Source organism: Floridaenema aerugineum BLCC-F46 (genome assembly GCF_041929345.1).
Classification (GTDB): domain Bacteria; phylum Cyanobacteriota; class Cyanobacteriia; order Cyanobacteriales; family Aerosakkonemataceae; genus Floridanema; species Floridanema aerugineum.
In genome coordinates this window covers 142,364-161,089 of record NZ_JBHFNQ010000090.1, presented here as the reverse complement: position 1 = coordinate 161,089, position 18,726 = coordinate 142,364, and the positions used below count along the sequence as shown (strand labels likewise).

General features: G+C 41.4%; 15 protein-coding genes and 1 pseudogene. 7 read left to right on the top strand and 9 right to left on the bottom strand.

Going from position 1 to position 18,726, the window contains the following annotated elements:
- Positions 1 to 177: pseudogene (locus tag ACE1CC_RS36805) on the top strand (RNA-guided endonuclease TnpB family protein); the annotation flags it as partial.
- Positions 178 to 426: an alpha-amylase family glycosyl hydrolase gene (locus ACE1CC_RS36800; RefSeq protein ID WP_459563833.1), complete on the top strand. Its 249-nt coding sequence runs from the start codon at positions 178 to 180 to the stop codon at positions 424 to 426.
- Here the strand turns inward: ACE1CC_RS36800 and ACE1CC_RS12040 are convergent.
- From ACE1CC_RS12040 to ACE1CC_RS12030, 3 genes are all read right to left on the bottom strand, one after another.
- On the bottom strand, positions 378 to 1,265 hold the full coding sequence (locus ACE1CC_RS12040; RefSeq protein WP_413270672.1) for a polyphosphate kinase 2 family protein: 888 nt from the start codon (positions 1,263 to 1,265) through the stop codon (positions 378 to 380). The two genes, ACE1CC_RS36800 and ACE1CC_RS12040, sit on opposite strands and share 49 nt — an antisense overlap.
- Positions 1,266 to 1,546: 281 nt before the next feature.
- Positions 1,547 to 4,060 carry a plasma-membrane proton-efflux P-type ATPase gene (locus ACE1CC_RS12035; RefSeq protein WP_413270671.1) on the bottom strand — a complete coding sequence of 838 codons (2,514 nt, stop codon included), beginning with the start codon at positions 4,058 to 4,060 and terminating at the stop codon, positions 1,547 to 1,549.
- A gap of 395 nt (positions 4,061 to 4,455) precedes the next feature.
- On the bottom strand, positions 4,456 to 5,160 hold the full coding sequence (locus ACE1CC_RS12030; protein WP_413270670.1) for an alpha-amylase family glycosyl hydrolase: 705 nt from the start codon (positions 5,158 to 5,160) through the stop codon (positions 4,456 to 4,458).
- 500 nt (positions 5,161 to 5,660) lie between these two features.
- Here ACE1CC_RS12030 and ACE1CC_RS12025 point away from each other — a divergent pair, with 500 nt between their 5' ends.
- Complete coding sequence (locus tag ACE1CC_RS12025) at positions 5,661 to 6,386, top strand: hypothetical protein (RefSeq protein ID WP_413270669.1); 726 nt, start codon at positions 5,661 to 5,663, stop codon at positions 6,384 to 6,386.
- 463 nt (positions 6,387 to 6,849) lie between these two features.
- Here the strand turns inward: ACE1CC_RS12025 and eno are convergent, their stop codons facing one another.
- The 6 genes from eno to ACE1CC_RS11995 form a co-directional block, all read right to left on the bottom strand.
- On the bottom strand, positions 6,850 to 8,136 hold the full coding sequence (eno, locus tag ACE1CC_RS12020) for a phosphopyruvate hydratase (protein WP_413270668.1): 1,287 nt from the start codon (positions 8,134 to 8,136) through the stop codon (positions 6,850 to 6,852).
- Between the two features lie 214 nt (positions 8,137 to 8,350).
- The gene (locus ACE1CC_RS12015) at positions 8,351 to 8,575 is read right to left on the bottom strand and encodes a hypothetical protein (RefSeq protein WP_413270667.1); all 225 of its coding nucleotides are present in this window, start codon (positions 8,573 to 8,575) and stop codon (positions 8,351 to 8,353) included.
- A complete protein-coding gene (locus ACE1CC_RS12010; protein WP_413270666.1) occupies positions 8,572 to 12,003 on the bottom strand; it encodes an efflux RND transporter permease subunit in 3,432 nt (1,143 codons plus the stop codon). The genes ACE1CC_RS12015 and ACE1CC_RS12010 overlap by 4 nt, the downstream gene beginning before the upstream one ends.
- Before the next feature lie 96 nt (positions 12,004 to 12,099).
- Entirely contained in the window at positions 12,100 to 13,590 is a 1,491-nt protein-coding gene (locus tag ACE1CC_RS12005) for an efflux RND transporter periplasmic adaptor subunit (RefSeq protein WP_413270665.1), read from the bottom strand.
- A gap of 308 nt (positions 13,591 to 13,898) precedes the next feature.
- Positions 13,899 to 15,170, bottom strand: a complete 1,272-nt coding sequence (mgsA, locus tag ACE1CC_RS12000; RefSeq protein WP_413270664.1) for a methylglyoxal synthase — start codon at positions 15,168 to 15,170, stop codon at positions 13,899 to 13,901.
- A 107-nt stretch (positions 15,171 to 15,277) separates the two neighbouring features.
- Positions 15,278 to 15,787 (bottom strand): DUF1269 domain-containing protein, encoded by a 510-nt coding sequence (locus tag ACE1CC_RS11995; protein ID WP_413270663.1) that lies wholly within the window; start codon positions 15,785 to 15,787, stop codon positions 15,278 to 15,280.
- A 376-nt stretch (positions 15,788 to 16,163) separates the two neighbouring features.
- On the opposite strand from ACE1CC_RS11995, the gene ACE1CC_RS11990 reads away from it, so the two are divergent.
- The 4 genes from ACE1CC_RS11990 (at position 16,164) to ACE1CC_RS11975 (ending at position 18,725) form a co-directional block, all read left to right on the top strand.
- A complete protein-coding gene (locus tag ACE1CC_RS11990; protein ID WP_413270662.1) occupies positions 16,164 to 17,822 on the top strand; it encodes an alpha/beta hydrolase in 1,659 nt (552 codons plus the stop codon).
- Between the two features lie 34 nt (positions 17,823 to 17,856).
- Complete coding sequence (locus ACE1CC_RS11985) at positions 17,857 to 18,114, top strand: hypothetical protein (RefSeq protein WP_413270661.1); 258 nt, start codon at positions 17,857 to 17,859, stop codon at positions 18,112 to 18,114.
- 66 nt (positions 18,115 to 18,180) lie between these two features.
- On the top strand, positions 18,181 to 18,393 hold the full coding sequence (locus tag ACE1CC_RS11980; protein WP_413270660.1) for a hypothetical protein: 213 nt from the start codon (positions 18,181 to 18,183) through the stop codon (positions 18,391 to 18,393).
- Positions 18,394 to 18,398: 5 nt separating this feature from the next.
- Positions 18,399 to 18,725, top strand: a complete 327-nt coding sequence (locus ACE1CC_RS11975; protein ID WP_413270659.1) for a hypothetical protein — start codon at positions 18,399 to 18,401, stop codon at positions 18,723 to 18,725.
- The last annotated feature ends 1 nt before the right edge of the window (position 18,726 follow it).

Here is an 18,726-nt window from a genome sequence, read left to right as displayed (position 1 = left end):
CCAACAGCTATCGACTTGCATAAGCGATTGGTAGCAGAAGTGAAATCAGCTAATCCTTGGTACTATGAGGTTTCTAAATGCGCTCCTCAAGAGGCGTTGCGGCATCTTCAAAAAGCTTTTGGGCATTGGTTTAAAGTTCCCAAAAGAGGTAAGCCAAGATTTAAAAAGAAGAACATCTTGAAAAAGCTCAATGGCTACCACAAAGCCACAATGGATGCAATTATCCGCTGCTACCAGTATTGGATTGCTGTAACTGATTGTGACGGCTTCCGCATTGATGCTGCCAAACACATCCCCAAGGACATCTGTGCCCAGCGTAACAGCTTAGCAGCTACCAACCTGCATCATTACATCTCTAGATACTTTTCTGGAGATGTCTATTCGCCTTCAAGCTTTTGTTTGGCTTGCAGAAGTTCCTGTTTTTGAGCATCACTAATGGTTGGATACTGTAGATTGAGCGACTCTAAGGTGTGGCAAATAATGCTGCTGACAGCGAGATGGGTAAACCATTTGCGATCGGCAGGAATGACGTACCAGGGAGCCCATTCTGTACTCGTGTGGTTAAATACATCTTCAAAAGCACCCATGTAGTCATCCCAAAAATCCCGTTCTTTGACATCATTGGCGGAAAATTTCCAGTTTTTTTCCGGTTCATTAATTCGTTCTAAAAAGCGATTTTTCTGTTCTGCTTTGGACACATTTAGAAAGAATTTTAGAATCACAATGCCGTTGTCAACCAAATATTCTTCAAAGTTATTTATCTGTTTAAACCGCTTTTTCCAAATATCCTGTTTGGCGATCGCAGGCAGTTGTTGACGCTCTAAAAATGCAGGATGCACTCGCACGACCAAAACTTCTTCGTAGTAGGAACGATTAAAAATCCCAATCCGTCCCCGTTCTGGCACCACCTTTGCACATCGCCATAAATAATCATGATGTAATTCTTCTGCTGATGGGCCTTTGAAGCTGTTAACTTCACAACCTTCTGGATTTATACCTGACATGACGTGCTTGATTGTGCCATCTTTTCCGGCTGCATCCAACGCCTGAAATATCAACAGTAAAGCGTAGGTATTCTGAGCATAGAGTTTATCCTGTAACTGAGCCATTTTGGTAATGGTTTGAGTCAGCAGTGCTTCTGCATCATCTTTTGTCACTTCATGAGCTTTGTAACTGGGGTCAAAGTCCTTTTGGAGATTAATCTTTCGATCGGTTGGCACTTTGCACAATTGAATCAGTTCATCGTATTTGATTGGGCTATTCATATTAATTGTTAGGGTTGTAAGGTATCGGTTTAAAGCTGGACATTTTGCAGAGAAAGGCGAACAGGGAAGTGGAAAGTTTGACCAGGATTGACGCATTCTCTGCCTGAAATTTAGATCCCCCCTAGCCCCCCTTAATAAGGGGGGAACTTAATCAAGCCTTAAATGTGGCGTTAACTTCGGAAACCGCCAAACACTAGCCCCCTTAATAAGGGGGGAACTTAATCAAGCCCCCTTTTTAAGGGGGTTGGGGGATCTCGTAAGTCCCAAATCTTAGTCGAGTTTTAACCAGAGATCCGTTGCCAGAGGCTTTGATAGGTTTTGCCTAAGCCAGCTTTTGCTGGGTTGAGAAGGGAATAAACTGCTAATTTGACCCGATCGATCGCCAGGAACCAAACCAAAGCATACAACCAACTAAACCATACACCTTGGAGTCCAATCGGCGCAATCAAAATACCAAATAGTGCAATGCAGGAGGAGATGATAACAGAAGCACCTGTGGCTAGGGCTAAACTTTTAGCGGGTGGCATAGTCCAGAAAGCGCGTCGGGTGCGGACTGAATAAAGCGTCATCATGCCTAACAGGGCGATATTGAGGAAGATATAAGTCTGCGTTTGCGCCGAGTTAAGTTGCCAAAAGCGATCGCACAAGTAATACAACAAAAAGGTAGCAATAACACAGATGGTTCCTAGAACCGATGATAGGGTCAATACTTGACTCATATTCCATTGTTGCGGTGTCTTCGGAATCCGGGCATTATCATAAGCGATCGTGACGATCGCGCCATCATTCAAAATCGCCAAGAAAACGATCATGATTGCTGTAATCGGATAAGTGTTGAAAAACAGAATTGCCAGTGTGGTAAACACCAAAATTTGAATCGTGGCAACGATCCGATAAAGGGTATAGCTAGTCATGCGTTCAAAGATTTGGCGACTGAGTTTAATCGCATCCACAATCACCGAAAGCCCCGGAGTTGAGAGTACAATATCAGCTGCGGAACGAGCCGCATCAGTTGCACCAGATACAGCAATCCCCACATCAGCCTTTTTCAATGCTGGGGCATCATTGACACCATCCCCCGTCATGCCAACAATGTAACCCTGTTTTTGCAAGACATCGACAATGTGGAATTTATCTTCGGGAAACACTTGTCCGAATCCATCCGCCTGTAGGATCTGCTGATCCAATGAAGTCTCCTGTTGCGTGGGTGCTTCCCGAAAGACATTAGCATCCACAATGTTCTGTCCCAATCCTAATTGACGGGAGGTTTCTTTGGCGATCGCTACCTGATCGCCTGTCACCATTTTGATCGGTACGCCTAACTTCAAAGCATTTTGAATGGTGATTTGCGAATCGGAACGAGGTGGGTCAAACATGGGCAGAATGCCGAGAAATTGCCACTCACCATTAGCATCGGTACGCGCTACTCCCAAAGCCCGATAACCTCGTTTAGCATACTCGTCAATTTGTTGATTGACAACAGGTGCAATCTCTGTATGATTCGGAACCAGATCCAGGATCACTTGGGGCGCACCCTTACTCGTTTTAAAGGTTTGACCATTTGACCCTTTCACAGTTGCCTCTGTGCGTTTACCGACAGGATCAAAAGGTTTGAACTGGATGACTTGATAAGGTATCAATTGCTTTGGATCTTTGACTCCCTGAAATACGACTGCATCAATCGGATCTCCATCCTGATTTTTAGATGCCAGCGCCGCCATCAGAACGATCTCATCCTGAGACACTCCAGACATGACAAATGGTTCGCCCAAACTCAACTGATTTAGAGTTAAGGTGCCTGTTTTATCAGAGCAAAGCATATTCATCCCCGCCAGTTCTTCGATCGATGACAGACGAGTAACTAGAGCATTTTTCTCAGAAAGCTGTTTAGCACCGACTGACATACTGACTGATAACACTGTTGGCATAGCAACGGGAACAGAAGCGATCGTCAACACCAAGCAGAACTTTAATAATCTGAGTACATCTACGCCTTGATGGAGATCGATCCCCTGAAATAGTCTGACTAGAATAATGATGCCGATCAACAATAGAGCAATGACGATCAAAAAATCGCCCACCTTCAAAACCGCTTTTTGAAAGTGGCTGACATTCGCGGTTTGGGCGACTAGATTCGCAGTTTTGCCAAAAAAGGTATTAATACCTGTACCATTGACGATCGCTTCTGCATTCCCCTGTTTCATTACCGAACCCGAATAAATCTGCTGTCCTGACGATCGGGTTACTGGCAACGATTCCCCAGTCAAAGCAGCCTGATCGATCTTCACCAGATCTCCCTTTAATAAACGAGCATCGGCTGGGATCACATCGCCAATTTTCAATTGAATCACATCTCCTGGCACCAACTCCCGCGCTGGAACTGTCACCCACTTGCCATCTCGTTTGGCTTTTGCATTCAGGGCTAATTGAGCCTTGAGTGCCGCAACTGCATCCCCAGCGGTTTTTTCCTCAAAATAGCCAATCAAGCCATTCGCCAACAGAAGAACTGAAATAATGGCAAAGTCTACCCAATCTCCGACGATCGCAGAGAAAAGGATCGCAGCTTCAATCATCCAGGAAAATGGATTCCAGAAAAATGACAGAAACTTCAGCAAGGGGCTTTCTTTCTTCTCCGGTAGCTCGTTGTAACCATCTTGGGAAAGACGTGCATGAGCTTCATTCTGGCTCAAACCATCAGCAGAGGATTTGAGCGTTTTTATCAACAAATCCATTGGCATATCTGCCAAATCTGTTTGTTTGCCATTACCTTTTGTGGCAGTCGGTGTAGAACTCATGCAAAATTCCCTCCAAGAAATTACAACCCAAACAGGAAACGATCGCCATCAACATCAGAACAGTGGGAATACAGAACAGTGGGAATACCAAAAGCAGCTTTGATACTGGGCAACAAAAAAATTCCCAGGGTCGCCCCAACCTTGCTAAAAGCATCTGCCAAACCGCTTCCAGATGCCCTCACCTTCGTCGGAAATAACTGGGCTGGCAGGGTAAACCTTTTCGTATACTGCCCTTATCGGTGACAAACTCATGCACCAGGACATTCCTCTGAGTCGTAGCAGGGTGAGAACCAATCATTAACATAATAAATATGAATTGCAAATACTCTACAACTAGAAAGTGACAGACCAGTGAAAAATAGTCTTTTCCCAAAAGATTAATGAATTTTTTCCCATTAACCTGAAAGAGCCAAAGTTACTATCTTTACCAACCACAAAAATCGATTCATATCATGGTTATCTAAGAAACTGGGTAAGACTAAACTTGATCCGAAGTAAGCTAAATGTTGTTCTATAGCGCGATCGAACTGACTGACGCTCAAGCTTTCAAAGGCAAAGAAACCTCGCAGGAGTTCTAATAATCTAAAGTCTAAACAGCCATCCATTCGTCCGATGTACGATCGCATTACTGATGGTGGTTGGGTAATTTCTCCCAGCGTTACACTATCAGATTTTATGCGTCGGGTTGCTTCTCGAAACACTGACCAAAAGGCATGACTCACACCATGAGCATAGTCTAACCGAAAGCCATCACAACCTTGTTGCAACCAGATGCAGGCGTTTTGGATAAAATGCTCGCGAACTCCGGGATGATCGGAATTAACTTCTGGTTGACCGGGAACATCAAAAAAACAATCGTATTCTAATGGATGGTTGCGAAAACGAAACCAATTATATGTCGGGTGTTGTTGATCGCCCAAAGCTGTCTGAAAAGCAGCGTGTTCGCTGGAGACATGATTTACCACGTAATCTAAAATAATCCGAATCCCGCCTTTGACAGCAATCTCTACACCTACTCGCACCGCGATTAAAATCGGTTCGTTTTCTGTGGGATCGATCGGATTGAGAGTGAGGTCGTGAAATAGTCCAACTCGCGCCATTCGGGTTTGTTGCAATCACCCTTGAGAAGTGGAGAGGGGACCAAAGATAAATTCGGGAAGTTGGGAAATTTTGTCCGTCATGGCAAATTTTTAACCAGTGTAAAAGTTACAGTAAACCAATTTTTATCATTAATCAATTTATCAAATTAGGGGATTCAAATGCGGTCTAAATACTTCTTATAAATTTGCTACAAGGATTTGTTAATTGCACTAGTTTTTCACTTTTTTGGATTAACTTGAGGGGTAATAATAAAGCCGTCCTAAAAGGACGGAACTTGTATCCCATTATTTCCAGTCAAGACGATCGCTCCTCAACTAAGAAACTCCGATCTAATTGGGAACAACTTAGCTCTAACTTTCACTATTGAAACTACTCTTTTCACCAATTTGTCACCTTTTTATCCTATTTTTATAGTGGCTTCGAGTTTTGCAGTTTCAGATTTGGCGAACTAAAACGCAATATCTGAGAATATAGCAAAGTTTTAGTGAGGATAAATTTGATGCAATTCGATTTTTCGCGATTCAAAAAGCTATTTTTGCAAACAACGATCGCTAGTTCTGCGATCGCTTTTGGTGCCGTTTTAACCGTTTCATCTTTGGGGAATGCTCAAAACTTAACCCCTTTAGCTTTATCAGAAATTCGCACCGAGTTCAAAAAAGCACCATACAGTAAGATATTTACAATTGGGCCTGCATATTTAATTAAAGATCGCGATTATAAAGCTGGAGCATCTGAAGTTGGAGTATTTGATACCTGGATCAATATTCCCAATCAAAATCGGTTACAGCTAAACGTCAACTACTGTGTTAATAAGGAAGATATCGCCAACACAGGGGCTTACCTTACCGATGTAGTCTTGCTTGATGCCAACAATAAACCCATTGTTGTGATTAATCAATTCATCAAAACATCGGTTTCTCAAACGACGCAAGTAATCCCTGGACAATATATTCCAGGAGCATATTATACCGACCCGTTCTACGATCCATTTGGTTATGATTGGGGTTTTGGGGCACCTATTTATTTTCCCCCTGTTGATTGTAGTATGGGTTTTGCTCGATTTGACCTGATGCCTGTTGCCAAGCAATTAGCCAATTTACCTAACCAAACTATCAAAGCCAAATTAATCTTTAACAATGGATTAAGTTATAACTGGGCAATAGGTAGTGGAACTGTCAGCCAAATAAAATTGCTTCCTACAGTGAACAAAAATTCGTCAATTTAGAATTAAAACAAGGGAAATAAGCTGCTTTGCAGCTAAATTTAATAAGCAGCATTTCTCTTGTTTTTAATTCTCCAAAACCATCTTCCTTCGCGTCCTTCGTGTCTATGCGCTACGCGCACGCTTCGCTAACGTGGTTCCAAAAAAAATCTTTTGTACCCAACAAAGAAGATTCCTATACTTAGATCTTGCACCTGCGTTTCTAGCCCGCCTGCCTTATCAATTCGCAGGCTAATAGCTCAAGTCCATTAAAATGGACTAAAAGCCTTTGAATACTAACTATTTAGTCCTATGATAGAGGAGTTTAGCTATGAGCCTGGGACTTGAGTCCCAGGCGGATTTTGGCACTGGTGCAAGATCTCAGTATACTTTATACCTTTGGGAAACATCCGAGTTTTTCTGTTTCACCGCAAATAAAAAGAAAGAAGAGAAAATTACCTTAATTCTCTCCTCTTCCTTATATTATTTACCCTTTTTTAAACTTCGACCAACCAGAATAAACTGCTTTACTTCCTAACTCTTCTTCAATGCGAAGTAGTTGGTTATATTTAGCGAGTCTTTCTCCGCGACAAGGCGCACCAGTTTTGATTTGTCCCGAACCAGTAGCAACTGCTAAATCTGCGATAAAATCATCAGGAGTTTCGCCAGAACGGTGACTGGTCATGTTAGTATATCCGGCAGCTGTAGCTTCTTTAATGGCGTTTAAAGTTTCTGTAATCGAACCAATTTGGTTAACTTTAATTAAAACAGAATTACCTACGCCATCGGCGATCGCTTTTCGGATAATTGCCGGGTTGGTAACAAATGCGTCATCCCCTACCAATTGAATTCTACTGCCCAAACGTTTGGTTATAAGTTGCCAACCTGACCAATCTTTTTCGCCTAAACCGTCTTCAATGGAAATAATTGGATATTGGTTTACCCAACCTTCCCAAAGATCGATCATTTCTTCGGTAGTTTTCCGACTTTTATCGGACTTGTAAAACTCGTATTTGCCGTCTTCTTCTCGGTACAATTCACTAGTTGCAGGATCGAGTGCGATCGCTACATCTTCCCCAGCTTTTAATCCTACCTTTTCAATTCCTTCTAAAATTACCTCAATTGCTTCCACATTACTTTTCAAACTAGGCGCAAAACCGCCTTCATCGCCTACTCCAGTACCGTAACCTTTCTTCTTCAAAATCGATTTTAGGGCGTGATAAATTTCCGCCCCCATGCGTAAAGATTCGCTGAAAGTTGGTGCTCCCACAGGGCCGATCATAAACTCTTGAAAGTCTACGTTATTATCAGCATGGGCACCGCCATTGAGAATATTAAACATGGGCACAGGCAGTAATACTGCATCATCGCCGCCTAAGTAGCGGTAAAGTGGTAAACCTGCCGAATTTGCTGCCGCCCTTGCCACTGCCATTGATACGCCTAAAATCGAGTTGGCACCTAAGTTAGATTTGTACTCAGTGCCATCCATTTCCAGCATTTTGTTGTCTACACCCGCTTGATCGCTGGCATCTGCGCCGATGAGGGCAGGGGCGATGATTTCATTGACATTTTTCACTGCCTTGAGTACGCCTTTGCCCAGATAGCGTGGTTCTGAGTCCCTCAGTTCTAGAGCTTCCCGACTTCCGGTAGAAGCGCCAGAGGGTACTGCTGCCCGTCCTTTGCTACCATCTTCTAGCACAATATCAACTTCAACTGTTGGGTTGCCGCGAGAGTCAAGAATTTCTCTGCCATGAATGGATGCGATCGCTACCATAAAATCAACTTCCTTTGTTTATATCTAGTGGTACTATCCGCTAACGATTAAACCAGAAGAATGGATTTGCCTCTCGCTACTTTTGTATTCTTTTAATCTACGTTGCCCAGATCCCCGACTTCTTCTGCGAAGTCGGGGATCTAGATTCAGCAAAACTAAATTTTAAATTAAATTATTCTCTCCTGCCCCTGTGCCCCTGTGCCCCTGTGCCCCCTTACTCCTCTTCCTCATCTCGCTGTTTTTTCAGCTGTCTAATTGATTCTTGACAACCACCAATAACTAATCCACTTACACCACCCACTACAGTATAATTCCGGTGCATATCTCGGTAAATTCGACTGCTAAATCTAGGGCGAAAAAGTCCACCCGCAGTGAATCCGATCGTTGCCCCAATTAATGCAGTTATTAAACTAGAAAAAACTATCAGTTTAAAATTCATTTCTTTTCCTCCACTGTTTCTGAACTTTCAGAAGATGTAGAAGACGGCATTTCCTCCGTATCATCTGGTTGCATAACTGTATTATCACTTGATGAAGTAGTTGAAGGTGGATAGTAAATAGTTGGTGAATCCCCATTACCTAATACTATAGTACCTTTACCATCTGCATCGGAACTAACAGTATGAGCAGGTGTTTCTTCAGTCTCTACACTTTCTTTTTCTTCCCTTCTGCCTTCTGCCAACTGACTTCTGCCTTCTTCTTCCTTTCTGCTTTCTACTTGCTTCTTCTTCTTCCCACCAAACACAAATTCTGCCACTTGCTTAATTATCACGTACAACACTGGCACCAAGAAGAAACTCATAATAGTTGCAACTAAAAAACCGCCAAAAACTGCCACTCCCAAAGACCAACGACTTGCAGAAGAAGCACCCTTAGCTACAACTAAAGGCCAAAAACCCACCAAAGTTGAAGCAGCCGTCATCAAAATTGGGCGAAAACGTTCCTTCGCTGCATTCGCCGCTGCTTGGGGAATAGTCATCCCAAAACTTTCTCGCGATTGGTTAGCAAATTCTACGATCAAAATGGCGTTTTTCGCCGCTAAACCTATCAACATTACTAAGGCAATTTGGCAATAAAGATCGTTTACTAACTCTCTGGGGTCAAGGGAAATAAATAGCATTGCCCCCAAAACTGCCATCGGTACAGTCAGCAAAATAATCAAAGGATCGATGTAATTTTCGTATTGTGCCGCTAATACTAAAAACACAATAACTAGACCCAAAGCCATAATTAAAGCACTTTGACCACCTGATTGCACTTCCTCACGGGTGAGTCCAGACCATTCGTAACCTAAATTAGGAATTCCTGCTGATTTAAACACTTGATCCATCGCCTGAATTGCTTGTCCAGAAGATTTACCGGGGGCGGGATTTCCTTGGATTTTAATACTCCGAAATAAGTTAAAGTGGGAAATTACTGATGGGCCAACAATTTGTTTGATTGTGGCTACTTCTTTGAGTTGAATTAGTTTATCGTTGCGCGATCGCAAATATATCTGCCCTAAATCTTCCGGCGCATTACGAAACTGTTCATCTGCTTGCACATACACCCGGTAACTACGTGGCCCAAAGTTAAAATCATTCACATAACGACCACCAATATAAGCACTCAAAGTCGTCATCGCTTGAGCAAAATCGATATTTTGACTTGATAATTTATCCCGGTCAATATCAATCTCAATCTGCGGAGTATTAGCAGTAAATTGCGTGAAAACTCTACTTAAATCCGGGTTTTGATTTGCCTTAGCAATAATCTGATTAGCATTACCAAGGAATTGGTCAAAAGTCAATTTTCCACCCGATTTATCTTGTAACTGAAATTCAAAACCACCCGTAGAACCAAATCCCGGTACTGAGGGTAAGTTAAATGCTTGCACAATTGCTTGTTGATTTTGGGCAAACTGTCGATTTAGTCTCGCCAAAATTGCCTTCACACTTTGATTTTTCTCTGTGCGTTCTGCCCAATTTTTTAACCTTACGAAAAATGTGCCTTTATTTGGGCCACTCCCATCTAAACCAAAACCACTTACAATTAGTGAACCTTGAATTTCAGGCAGTTTTTTAAATTCTTGATAAACTGAATCTGCGACTCGGTTGGTGTAATTTAAAGCCACTCCTTCCGGCGCTTGAATCATCCCCAAAAACAAACCTTGGTCTTCTTCAGGAATAAAACCTGTTGGTACTGACATATAAATCAAACCTGTCGCTACCAACAAAGCAATAAATATTCCAAAAACAACTATTTTCAACTTAATCAAAAGATTAATAACTTTGGTATAACCCGCATTAATCAAATTAAAAACGCGGTTAAATAGCCGGAAGAACCAAGCTAATGGCCCTTTACCTTCTCCCTGTTTATGCCGCAACAATATTGCCGCCATACTCGGAGAAAAACTCAAAGCATTAAACGTAGAAACCACAATGGAAAAGATAATAATTAAGGCAAATTGTTTGTACATAATCCCTGTCGCACCAGGGAAAAATGTCACTGGTAAAAACACAGCTATCAACACTAAAGAAGTGGAAACAACCGCACCCGCCAACTCATTCATTGACTCTAAAGCAGCTTGACGAGCACTCATTCCCTGTTCCATTTTACCAGCGACCGCTTCCACCACCACAATTCCATCATCAACCACCAAACCTGTTGCCAAAATCAAAGCAAACATAGTTAGGGTGTTCAGCGAAAAACCAAAGGCTAAAGCAAACCCCATTGTGCCTAGTAAAGACACGGGAATTGCCACTGCGGGAATAATCGTAGTCCGCCAATCTTGTAAGAAAATGAAAATGATTAAAATTACTAAAAGAATCGCTTCAATCAGAGTTTTAAACACTTCTTCTAAAGAAGTTTCAATAAACTCGGTGATATCATAAACCAAAGAACTTTTTAACCCAGGCGGAAAATCTTTTTCTAAGTCTGCCATTGTTTCTTTGATTTTTGCCGCCACATCAACCGCGTTACTTCCGGGTAATTGATATATTGAAATACCTACCCCTGGTTGACCGTTCACTAAAGCTTGAAAATCGTAATTTTCTGCCCCTAATTCTGTCCGACCGACATCTTTTAGTTTGATTAAAGTGCCATCTGGTTGCACTTTAATCACTAAGTTGGCAAATTCGGTTTCATCTTTTAATCTTCCCTGCACTCTTACCGGAAAAGTGTATGCTTGATCGGTAGGAGCAGGTTGGCTGCCAATTGTCCCTGCACCAATTTGCACATTTTGCGATTGTAAAGCGGAAATTACATCAGCTGCGGTTAATCCTCTGGCTGCCATTGCATTAGGATTAAGCCAAACTCTCATGGCATATTGGCGTTGACCGAGAATCGATAAATCTCCCACTCCCGGCACTCTTTTTAGAGTATCTGTAACGTACAAATCTAAATAATTGCTGATAAAAGTAGCGTCATATTTGTTGTTTTCGGCATTGAAACCATAAACTAACAAAATACTAGTTGAAGCTGTTTTTACTACTACCCCAGTTTGTTTTACTGTGTCTGGTAATTGAGGTTGAGCGAGGGCAACTTTGTTTTGAACGTTTACTTGGTCGATGTTTTTATCTGTGTCGATGCCAAAGAATGCTTGAATCGAACTTGCGCCAGCGTTGGTACTTTGGGAAGTAATGAATTCTAAACCTTCTACACCGTTAATTTGTCTTTCTATGGTTGTAGTAACTGTGTTTTCTACTGTTTGAGCATCAGCACCACTGTAGGTACTGCTTACTTGTACTTGAATCGGCGCAATATCAGGTAAGTTGTTGATGGGTAACAGGGGAATACAAATAGTACCAATCAGCACAATTAGGATTGTACAAACTGTGGTCAGGACTGGTCGTTTGATAAAGTTATCTGAAATTGAGAATATAGCCATCTGTTTAAAAAGTTTTGAGTTTTAAGTTTTGAGTTTTGAGTTGAAAAAGTTTTTTAGATAAAACTCAACATTCAAATTTCAGAACTGGGTTAGCGGTTAAGGTTCGGGAGTAATTAGAGTACCATTTTTTAATTTGAGAATATTGCTAACAGCGATACTTTCACCTGCTTTTAAGCCTTCTTTGACTTGATAATTACTTCCTTGAACTGAGCCTAATTGCACGGGTTTTTGCTCGACGATCGTTTGTGGTTGCCCTTGCTGATTTTTGCTTTGCTGCGCCACAAACGCAAAAGGCTGATTGCCTATTCTGGTGACAGAAGTTGTAGGAATTAAGATTCCTGTGGTTTGATTCCAAACAATTCTGGCTGTAACTGTTAGTTGATCTCGGAGATAATCTTTGATGTTGGGAAATCGTGCTTTGACTAAGATTGTTTGGGTGCTTTGATCGATTTGCGGCGAGATAAAGTTAATGCTTCCTGTGACTGCGGGTTGGTTATTTTGTGGGTTAATAATTTGGACTGGCAAACCGATTTTTAGTTGCGGGGTGCGTTTGACGGAAACGGGAATTTGTAGGTCAAAAGCATTGTTTTGAATAATAGTTGTAAGCGTCTGTCCGGTATTAACGTAATCTCCTACTTTTACCGGAATATTTCCCACTACGCCATTAATGGGGGCGACGACTTTGTTATAGTCTAAGGTTGTTGTGGCAGATTTGACATTTGCTTGGGCTTGGGATACGCCTGCTTGGGCTTGGGATACGGCGGCTTGGGCGGCTTTGATGTTGGCTTGGACTTGGGATACGGCGGCTTGGGCGGCTTTGATGTTGGCTTGGGCTTGAGATACGCCTGCTTGGGCAGATGTGACGGAGGCTTGGGCGCTGGCTAAGGATTTTTGGGCGGCTGCTAGTTGTTGGTTGGCAACGTTGACGGCAGCTTTGGCATTATTTAATTGGGCTGCTTTTTGGTCTAAGTCTTGTTTGGGTAATGCGCCTTGATTGACTAGACTTCTAGAGCGATCGTAATTCACTTGCGCTAGTTGCAACTGACCTTTTTTGGCTTGAATATCCGCAAGGGCTGCTTGCACTTGGGCTTCCTGACGGGCTACATCTGCAAGGGCTGCGGCAACTCTGGCTTGAGCGTTGGCTAAGTTGCTTTGTTGTGCTTGCACTTGGGCTTGGGCGTTGGCTAAGTTGCTTTGTTGTCCTTGGACTTGGGCTTGGGCACCTTGCACATCGGCTTGACTTTTTTCGGGACTCAACAGCATTATTGGCGCATTAGTATTAACGCTCTGTCCTTGGGTGACATATATCTGTTGAATCCGACCGTTTGTTTGCGGTGCTAATGTGACTCTTTGCGCTGCTTGCAATTGTCCTTGGTATTGGTCTATGTCTTCAACCTTGGTAGGCTCAATTTTGAGCAATTTTACGGGAATCGCTGGTGGTGGTGCTTCTGCTGAGGCGGTGGGTTGTTTCTTTTGACTACAAGCTGTACTTGTTAGGGAAACTATTAAGACTGTGCCTATTAGTTGAATCGGGAATGATATGTTAGCTTTTTTCCTATTGGTAGTTGCAATATGAAGTTTTGTCATGATTATTTTTGATTAAATTTGTAACTTAGCCCAATTAACAGCATTGAATTATACAAGTAATTTGGGCTGGATACGTAATTTTAAAGAATTTCTCAAGTTTGTGGTTTTAAGATGAGGTACGTAGTTGCGCTGTCTTCGCTGGCATAAGAGCGAAGACAGCGCAACTACGTACCCATTAACTAGTAAAAATAAGAATGAGATAAGACTTTTCTAAGAGTTTATTTGGAAGATTGTGGAAAAACCTTCAAACCCTCTCCCCTACTGCCTCAACAAGCAATTCAAATGATTAACAGTTTGAGGTTTGGATGTTAAGCTTTGGGAGCCAAAACTGTTAATCCACCAGGGATACATTCAACTTCAATGGGTGTTGTACCAATAATTTCCCCATCTACTACTACTTTTTGGGGTGGATTTGTGCTTAATTTCAGGTACTTAACTTGTCCATGAAAGACATTTTTGTGTTCAAATTCGGTTTTGGTAATTGCTGCGCCAAACATTCTTAACATGGCGGAAACTGCTTCTAGTTTGTTTTCAGGTGTGGCAATGGTGAGATCTAGTAATCCATCATCAAAAATTACTTGTCCTGCACCTTGAGCTAATACGGAAGTTGGCGGTGCGGCATTAGCAATTGTAATTGCTGTTGCTTGAAAATTATATTTTTTTCCTTCTTCTGTTTCGATTTCTGTATCAAACAAAACTGATTGATCGAGTAATTGCCAACCTGCCATGATATATGCCATTGCACCCCAACGATCTTTTAATTCTCGACTGGCTTTTTCTACTGTTGCGGCTTCGTAACCGATGCCTGCTAATAATATCATTGGTAAGTTGTTACATCTAGCTGCGTCTACTGTGCGAGTGTGGTTGGCTAAGATTATTTGACAGGCGTTTCTAATGGGTAATAATCTGGGAATTCCTAAAGAAACGGCAAAGGCATTGGCGGTTCCTCTGGGAATAATTCCTAATGGAATGCCGCTACCAATTAAGGCTCCGGCAACAGCGGAAACTGTGCCATCTCCACCAGAAGCAATTATTATATCTGCTTTGGTGGCGATCGCTTCTTCCGCCAAAGTAGCCGGATCGACTTCTGGTTCGGTAAAGTGAATTTGTAAATGTAAATGTGGTTCTAATAATTCCCGAATTAATGCTAACTCTTGTTCGGCGTTACCTTGCCCGGAAACGGGATTATAGATTAAATGAGCGACTAAGGTTTTGGCTAGGGATGATGCGATCGCTTCTGCTGTTGCTAAATTAGTCGCTATGGCAACATTATGCACCTGACAAATTTGTAAGATTGTCTGCACATTTGGTTCATAAGGTTGGACATAAAAAGACTCAACTAAAAAGATTACCGCAATAATATTACCTGTTACCACTTCGGCGGCAATTTGTACATCTCCGCCCATACTACCAGCAGCAACTTTTTCTATATTCAACCCCGTTTCTGAGGCAATCCTTTCTCCAGTATTAGCTGTGGCAATTAATCTATAACGCCCTAACAAAGGTGCGTGTTTTCTCGCAAAGTTAACGATATCGTCTTTCTTAGCATCGTGAGCAATTAAGGCAATTGTTGCAGGCATAATTCTTTTCAGTTTAGGTGAGAGAGATCCCCGAGAGAGATCCCCGACTTATTGAAGAAGTCGGGGATCTAGTCGTATATTAATCCAAAATTTGCTCTTAATTTAGGTTAGGAAGCAGTAGCGGGAGTCGCGGAAGTACCACTCAAAGCATCTTGCAATTTCTTTTCCGCATCAGGAGACAGAGAAGTTCGCAATACTGTGGCATGATATTTTGCTAGTTCTGGTAATACCTTTTCTGGTGTGGCTTTTCTGACTAAAACAAACAGCGCTGAGGTGCCAGGTTGCATCGACTGTGCCAATTGTTTCATAAATTGGTCATTAACACCAATGTCCGATAAAGCACCACCAATCGCACCGGAAGCAGCACCCACTGCGGCACCCAAAATAGGCATTAAGAAAAGAGTACCAATCAACAATCCCCAAAAGCTACCACTAATTGCCCCGGTAGCAGTTAAGTCTACTGCTTGTTTTAGCTTAACTTTGCCTTCTTTGTTTTTAACTACTACTGCGGCATCTTCTAAGTCAACTAAATGCTCTACTTGCATTTTAGCTAGGTCAAGACGAGCTTCTTCAGCTTTATATTCGTTATCAAAACCAAGTACAATTAATTCACTCATGATGTTTAAAAGACTCCTTGAGATTTGTTCTGGACAAAATCCGATTTTAGTTAGTAAGCCACCTAAAAAACATCTTTCATTTTGAGTAAATTTGGCTGTGTATTTGTCAAGACAAGGGGAGAAAAATCTAGTTTTTGTTCTCGGCTTAATTTTAGCCGCTATTTTTATTAAATTGAATGTAAACTTAATAACTCTGCGTTTCTCATATTGTGCAATAGTAATATAATCCCTTGTATTGTTATACTCTATGTTCCTAATCACAACATCCACCAAAAGAAAGAAAAAGTCCCAGTCCACTAAGCCAGTTGCCCTTTCATCAGTACGCCAGAAAAATTTATTAAAAATTTTCTCTGTCTGTTGTTGTTTAACTTTAGGTATGGTATTTCCAGCCTTAAAACCGAAACCAGTTTTAGGTGCCGAAACAATTTTTATATCTTATGGGCCTTTAGATTTTTCCTTGCCAGTAAGTTCTTTAGAAAAATTTGCTAAGACTGGGGAGGTCGATCGAGATTTAAGTTTTTATGCTAGGTTTCTCGGAGAAAATGGTTTAGTCAATTTTCGGGAATTCTTACAAAGACGTTTAGATATTAGTCCTGTAGTAGTATCCCAATTAACCTATACACCAATTGGCGAACAACTACTGCAAAGATTAGGAACTGTGATTCGCACAGAAGGAAGATTAGATGGTTTTTATGCACTGAGGGCAGCTTTAATATTAGCAGCTGCTGACCCAGAAGGAATGACGATGATTAATATTATGCGAAAGTTTCCTACGTCAGGAATTCGGATGGATGCTAATCAATTATTACAATTACAAAGACAATTTACTATACTTGTTAATTACCAAAGAGCAGCTGTAAACGCAGTTACCCAAGCAACGGAACAAGAAGCAAGAGAATCAAGTACTAAAGTTCCATTACCTAAAAATTTACAGCTACGAGGAAATATTCGCTTTTCCCAACGTACATTACAATTAACTCGAAATACTCAATCTTTAGGAAGAAATAATTCTCCCCATAGTTTTCGGGTGGAATTATACATCCCAGAAGGGTTATCTCAACCTGCGCCAGTGGTGGTAATTTCTCATGGTTTAGGGTCCGATCCAAAAGCGTTTGCTTATTTGGGAGAACATTTAGCTTCTCATGGTTTTGTGGCGGTGTTACCGCAACATATTGGTAGTGATGCGGTAAGGAGACAAGCTTTACTTTTAGGAATAGCTAGAAGCAGTATCGATCGCATGGAATTTGTCAATCGACCATTAGATGTTAAGTATACTCTCGATGAATTAGAACGATTATCGCGATCGGAATTAGCCGGAAAAATGAATCTACAACAAGTTGCGGTAATTGGACATTCTTTTGGTGGTTATACTGCTTTAGCATTGGCAGGAGCAAAATTCAATCAAGCACGGATAGCGCAAGAATGTAACAACCAACAAATCAGCCTCAATGCTTCTTACTTTTTACAATGTTTAGCGGTAGATTTGCCTCCGGTGACTGAGAATTTAAGCGATCCGAGAATTAAAGCTGCGATCGCACTTAATCCTTTAACGAGTATAGTTTTTGGCCCTGAAGGTATGGGTGAGATCAAAATTCCTACTATGATTTTGGGTGGAAGTGCTGATATTATTGCTTCGGTAGTTGAAGAACAAATTCAACCTTTTATTTGGATGAATAATCCCGATAAATATCTATCAGTAATTATTAAGAGCGGTCACGCAGCTGCCGATCAATTTGATGGTACAGATCAAGAACCACAACCTAATAGTTTGGGATTTTTATTGTCTGGCAGAGATCCTAAGTTAGCACGAGATTATATTAAAGGCTTAAGCTTAGTCTTTATGCAAGCTTATCTCAATGGTCGCTCAGAATATAAAGGTTTTCTTAATGCGGCTTATGCTCAATCTGTTAGCCGGGAACCGCTTAAACTAGATCTAATTCGTTCTTTAACTCCCGAACAATTAGAACAAGCTTTTGGGAGAAAAGCACCAATACCGATCGTACCTGAACCTATAAGTTCTGATAACCCCAGGTGATAATTTTTCACTTTCGTTAATTTAGGAGGAAAAAATGGAGATCGATCGCCCTAATGCTCAAGAAGCAACTGCACAAGAGTTACAACAACTAGAAAGGCTCAAAAATATCATTGAAAGAGCAATGGCAGATGGCAAAATTACTTCTGATGAGTATCAAAAAATTAAATCAGAAATTTATGATCATGGAAAAACTTCTGCCGATCAATTTTATCGGGAAATTGAACTGTACAGAAGTTTGGTTCAAGAAAAGCTAGAAAAAGGAGAGTTAGAGTACGAAGCGCCGGGAATGTAGTTTAATAGTAGTCTAGTAGTCTAGTAGGGTGCGTTAATAACGCACCTTACATATAATCAGTGAATTATGATTCTATCTGCATTCGATCAATTCTGGGAATTAATTTGGGGAGCGATCGCACTAAAACCAGAGGCATTTCAACAGATAATTACTCTAAATGATGGAGTATTATTAGCGTTGTTAATTGTGTTGTTAGCTGGGTTATCGAGGGCGATCGGTCAAGGGATTGTTTTATTTCTCAATCGAGTTAAGCCATTAAATCTCACCCAGAACTATTAGAATGGTTGCAAGATGATCCCGGAGAACCGGAACAATTAGAGCAATTATTAAAACTAGGTAAATCCATCAGAGGGAAACTTTTGCCTTTTGGTAGCGCCCGTGCTGATTGGGAAAATAATCAAAGTAATTTGGGAATTAGTCCCGAAGAAGATTTATTTGAAAGATTATTGACAGGGTTACTAAGTTGGCGCACACTTTTACCGCGCCTTACTAGTGAAACAGTAACAAGAATATTTCTGAAACAGGGAGCAACTATTTGGGTACTACGCGCCAATCAAATAGGTGCAGAACCTAACATTGAGCCTATTGCACCCACACCTATTGGTTGGTAAA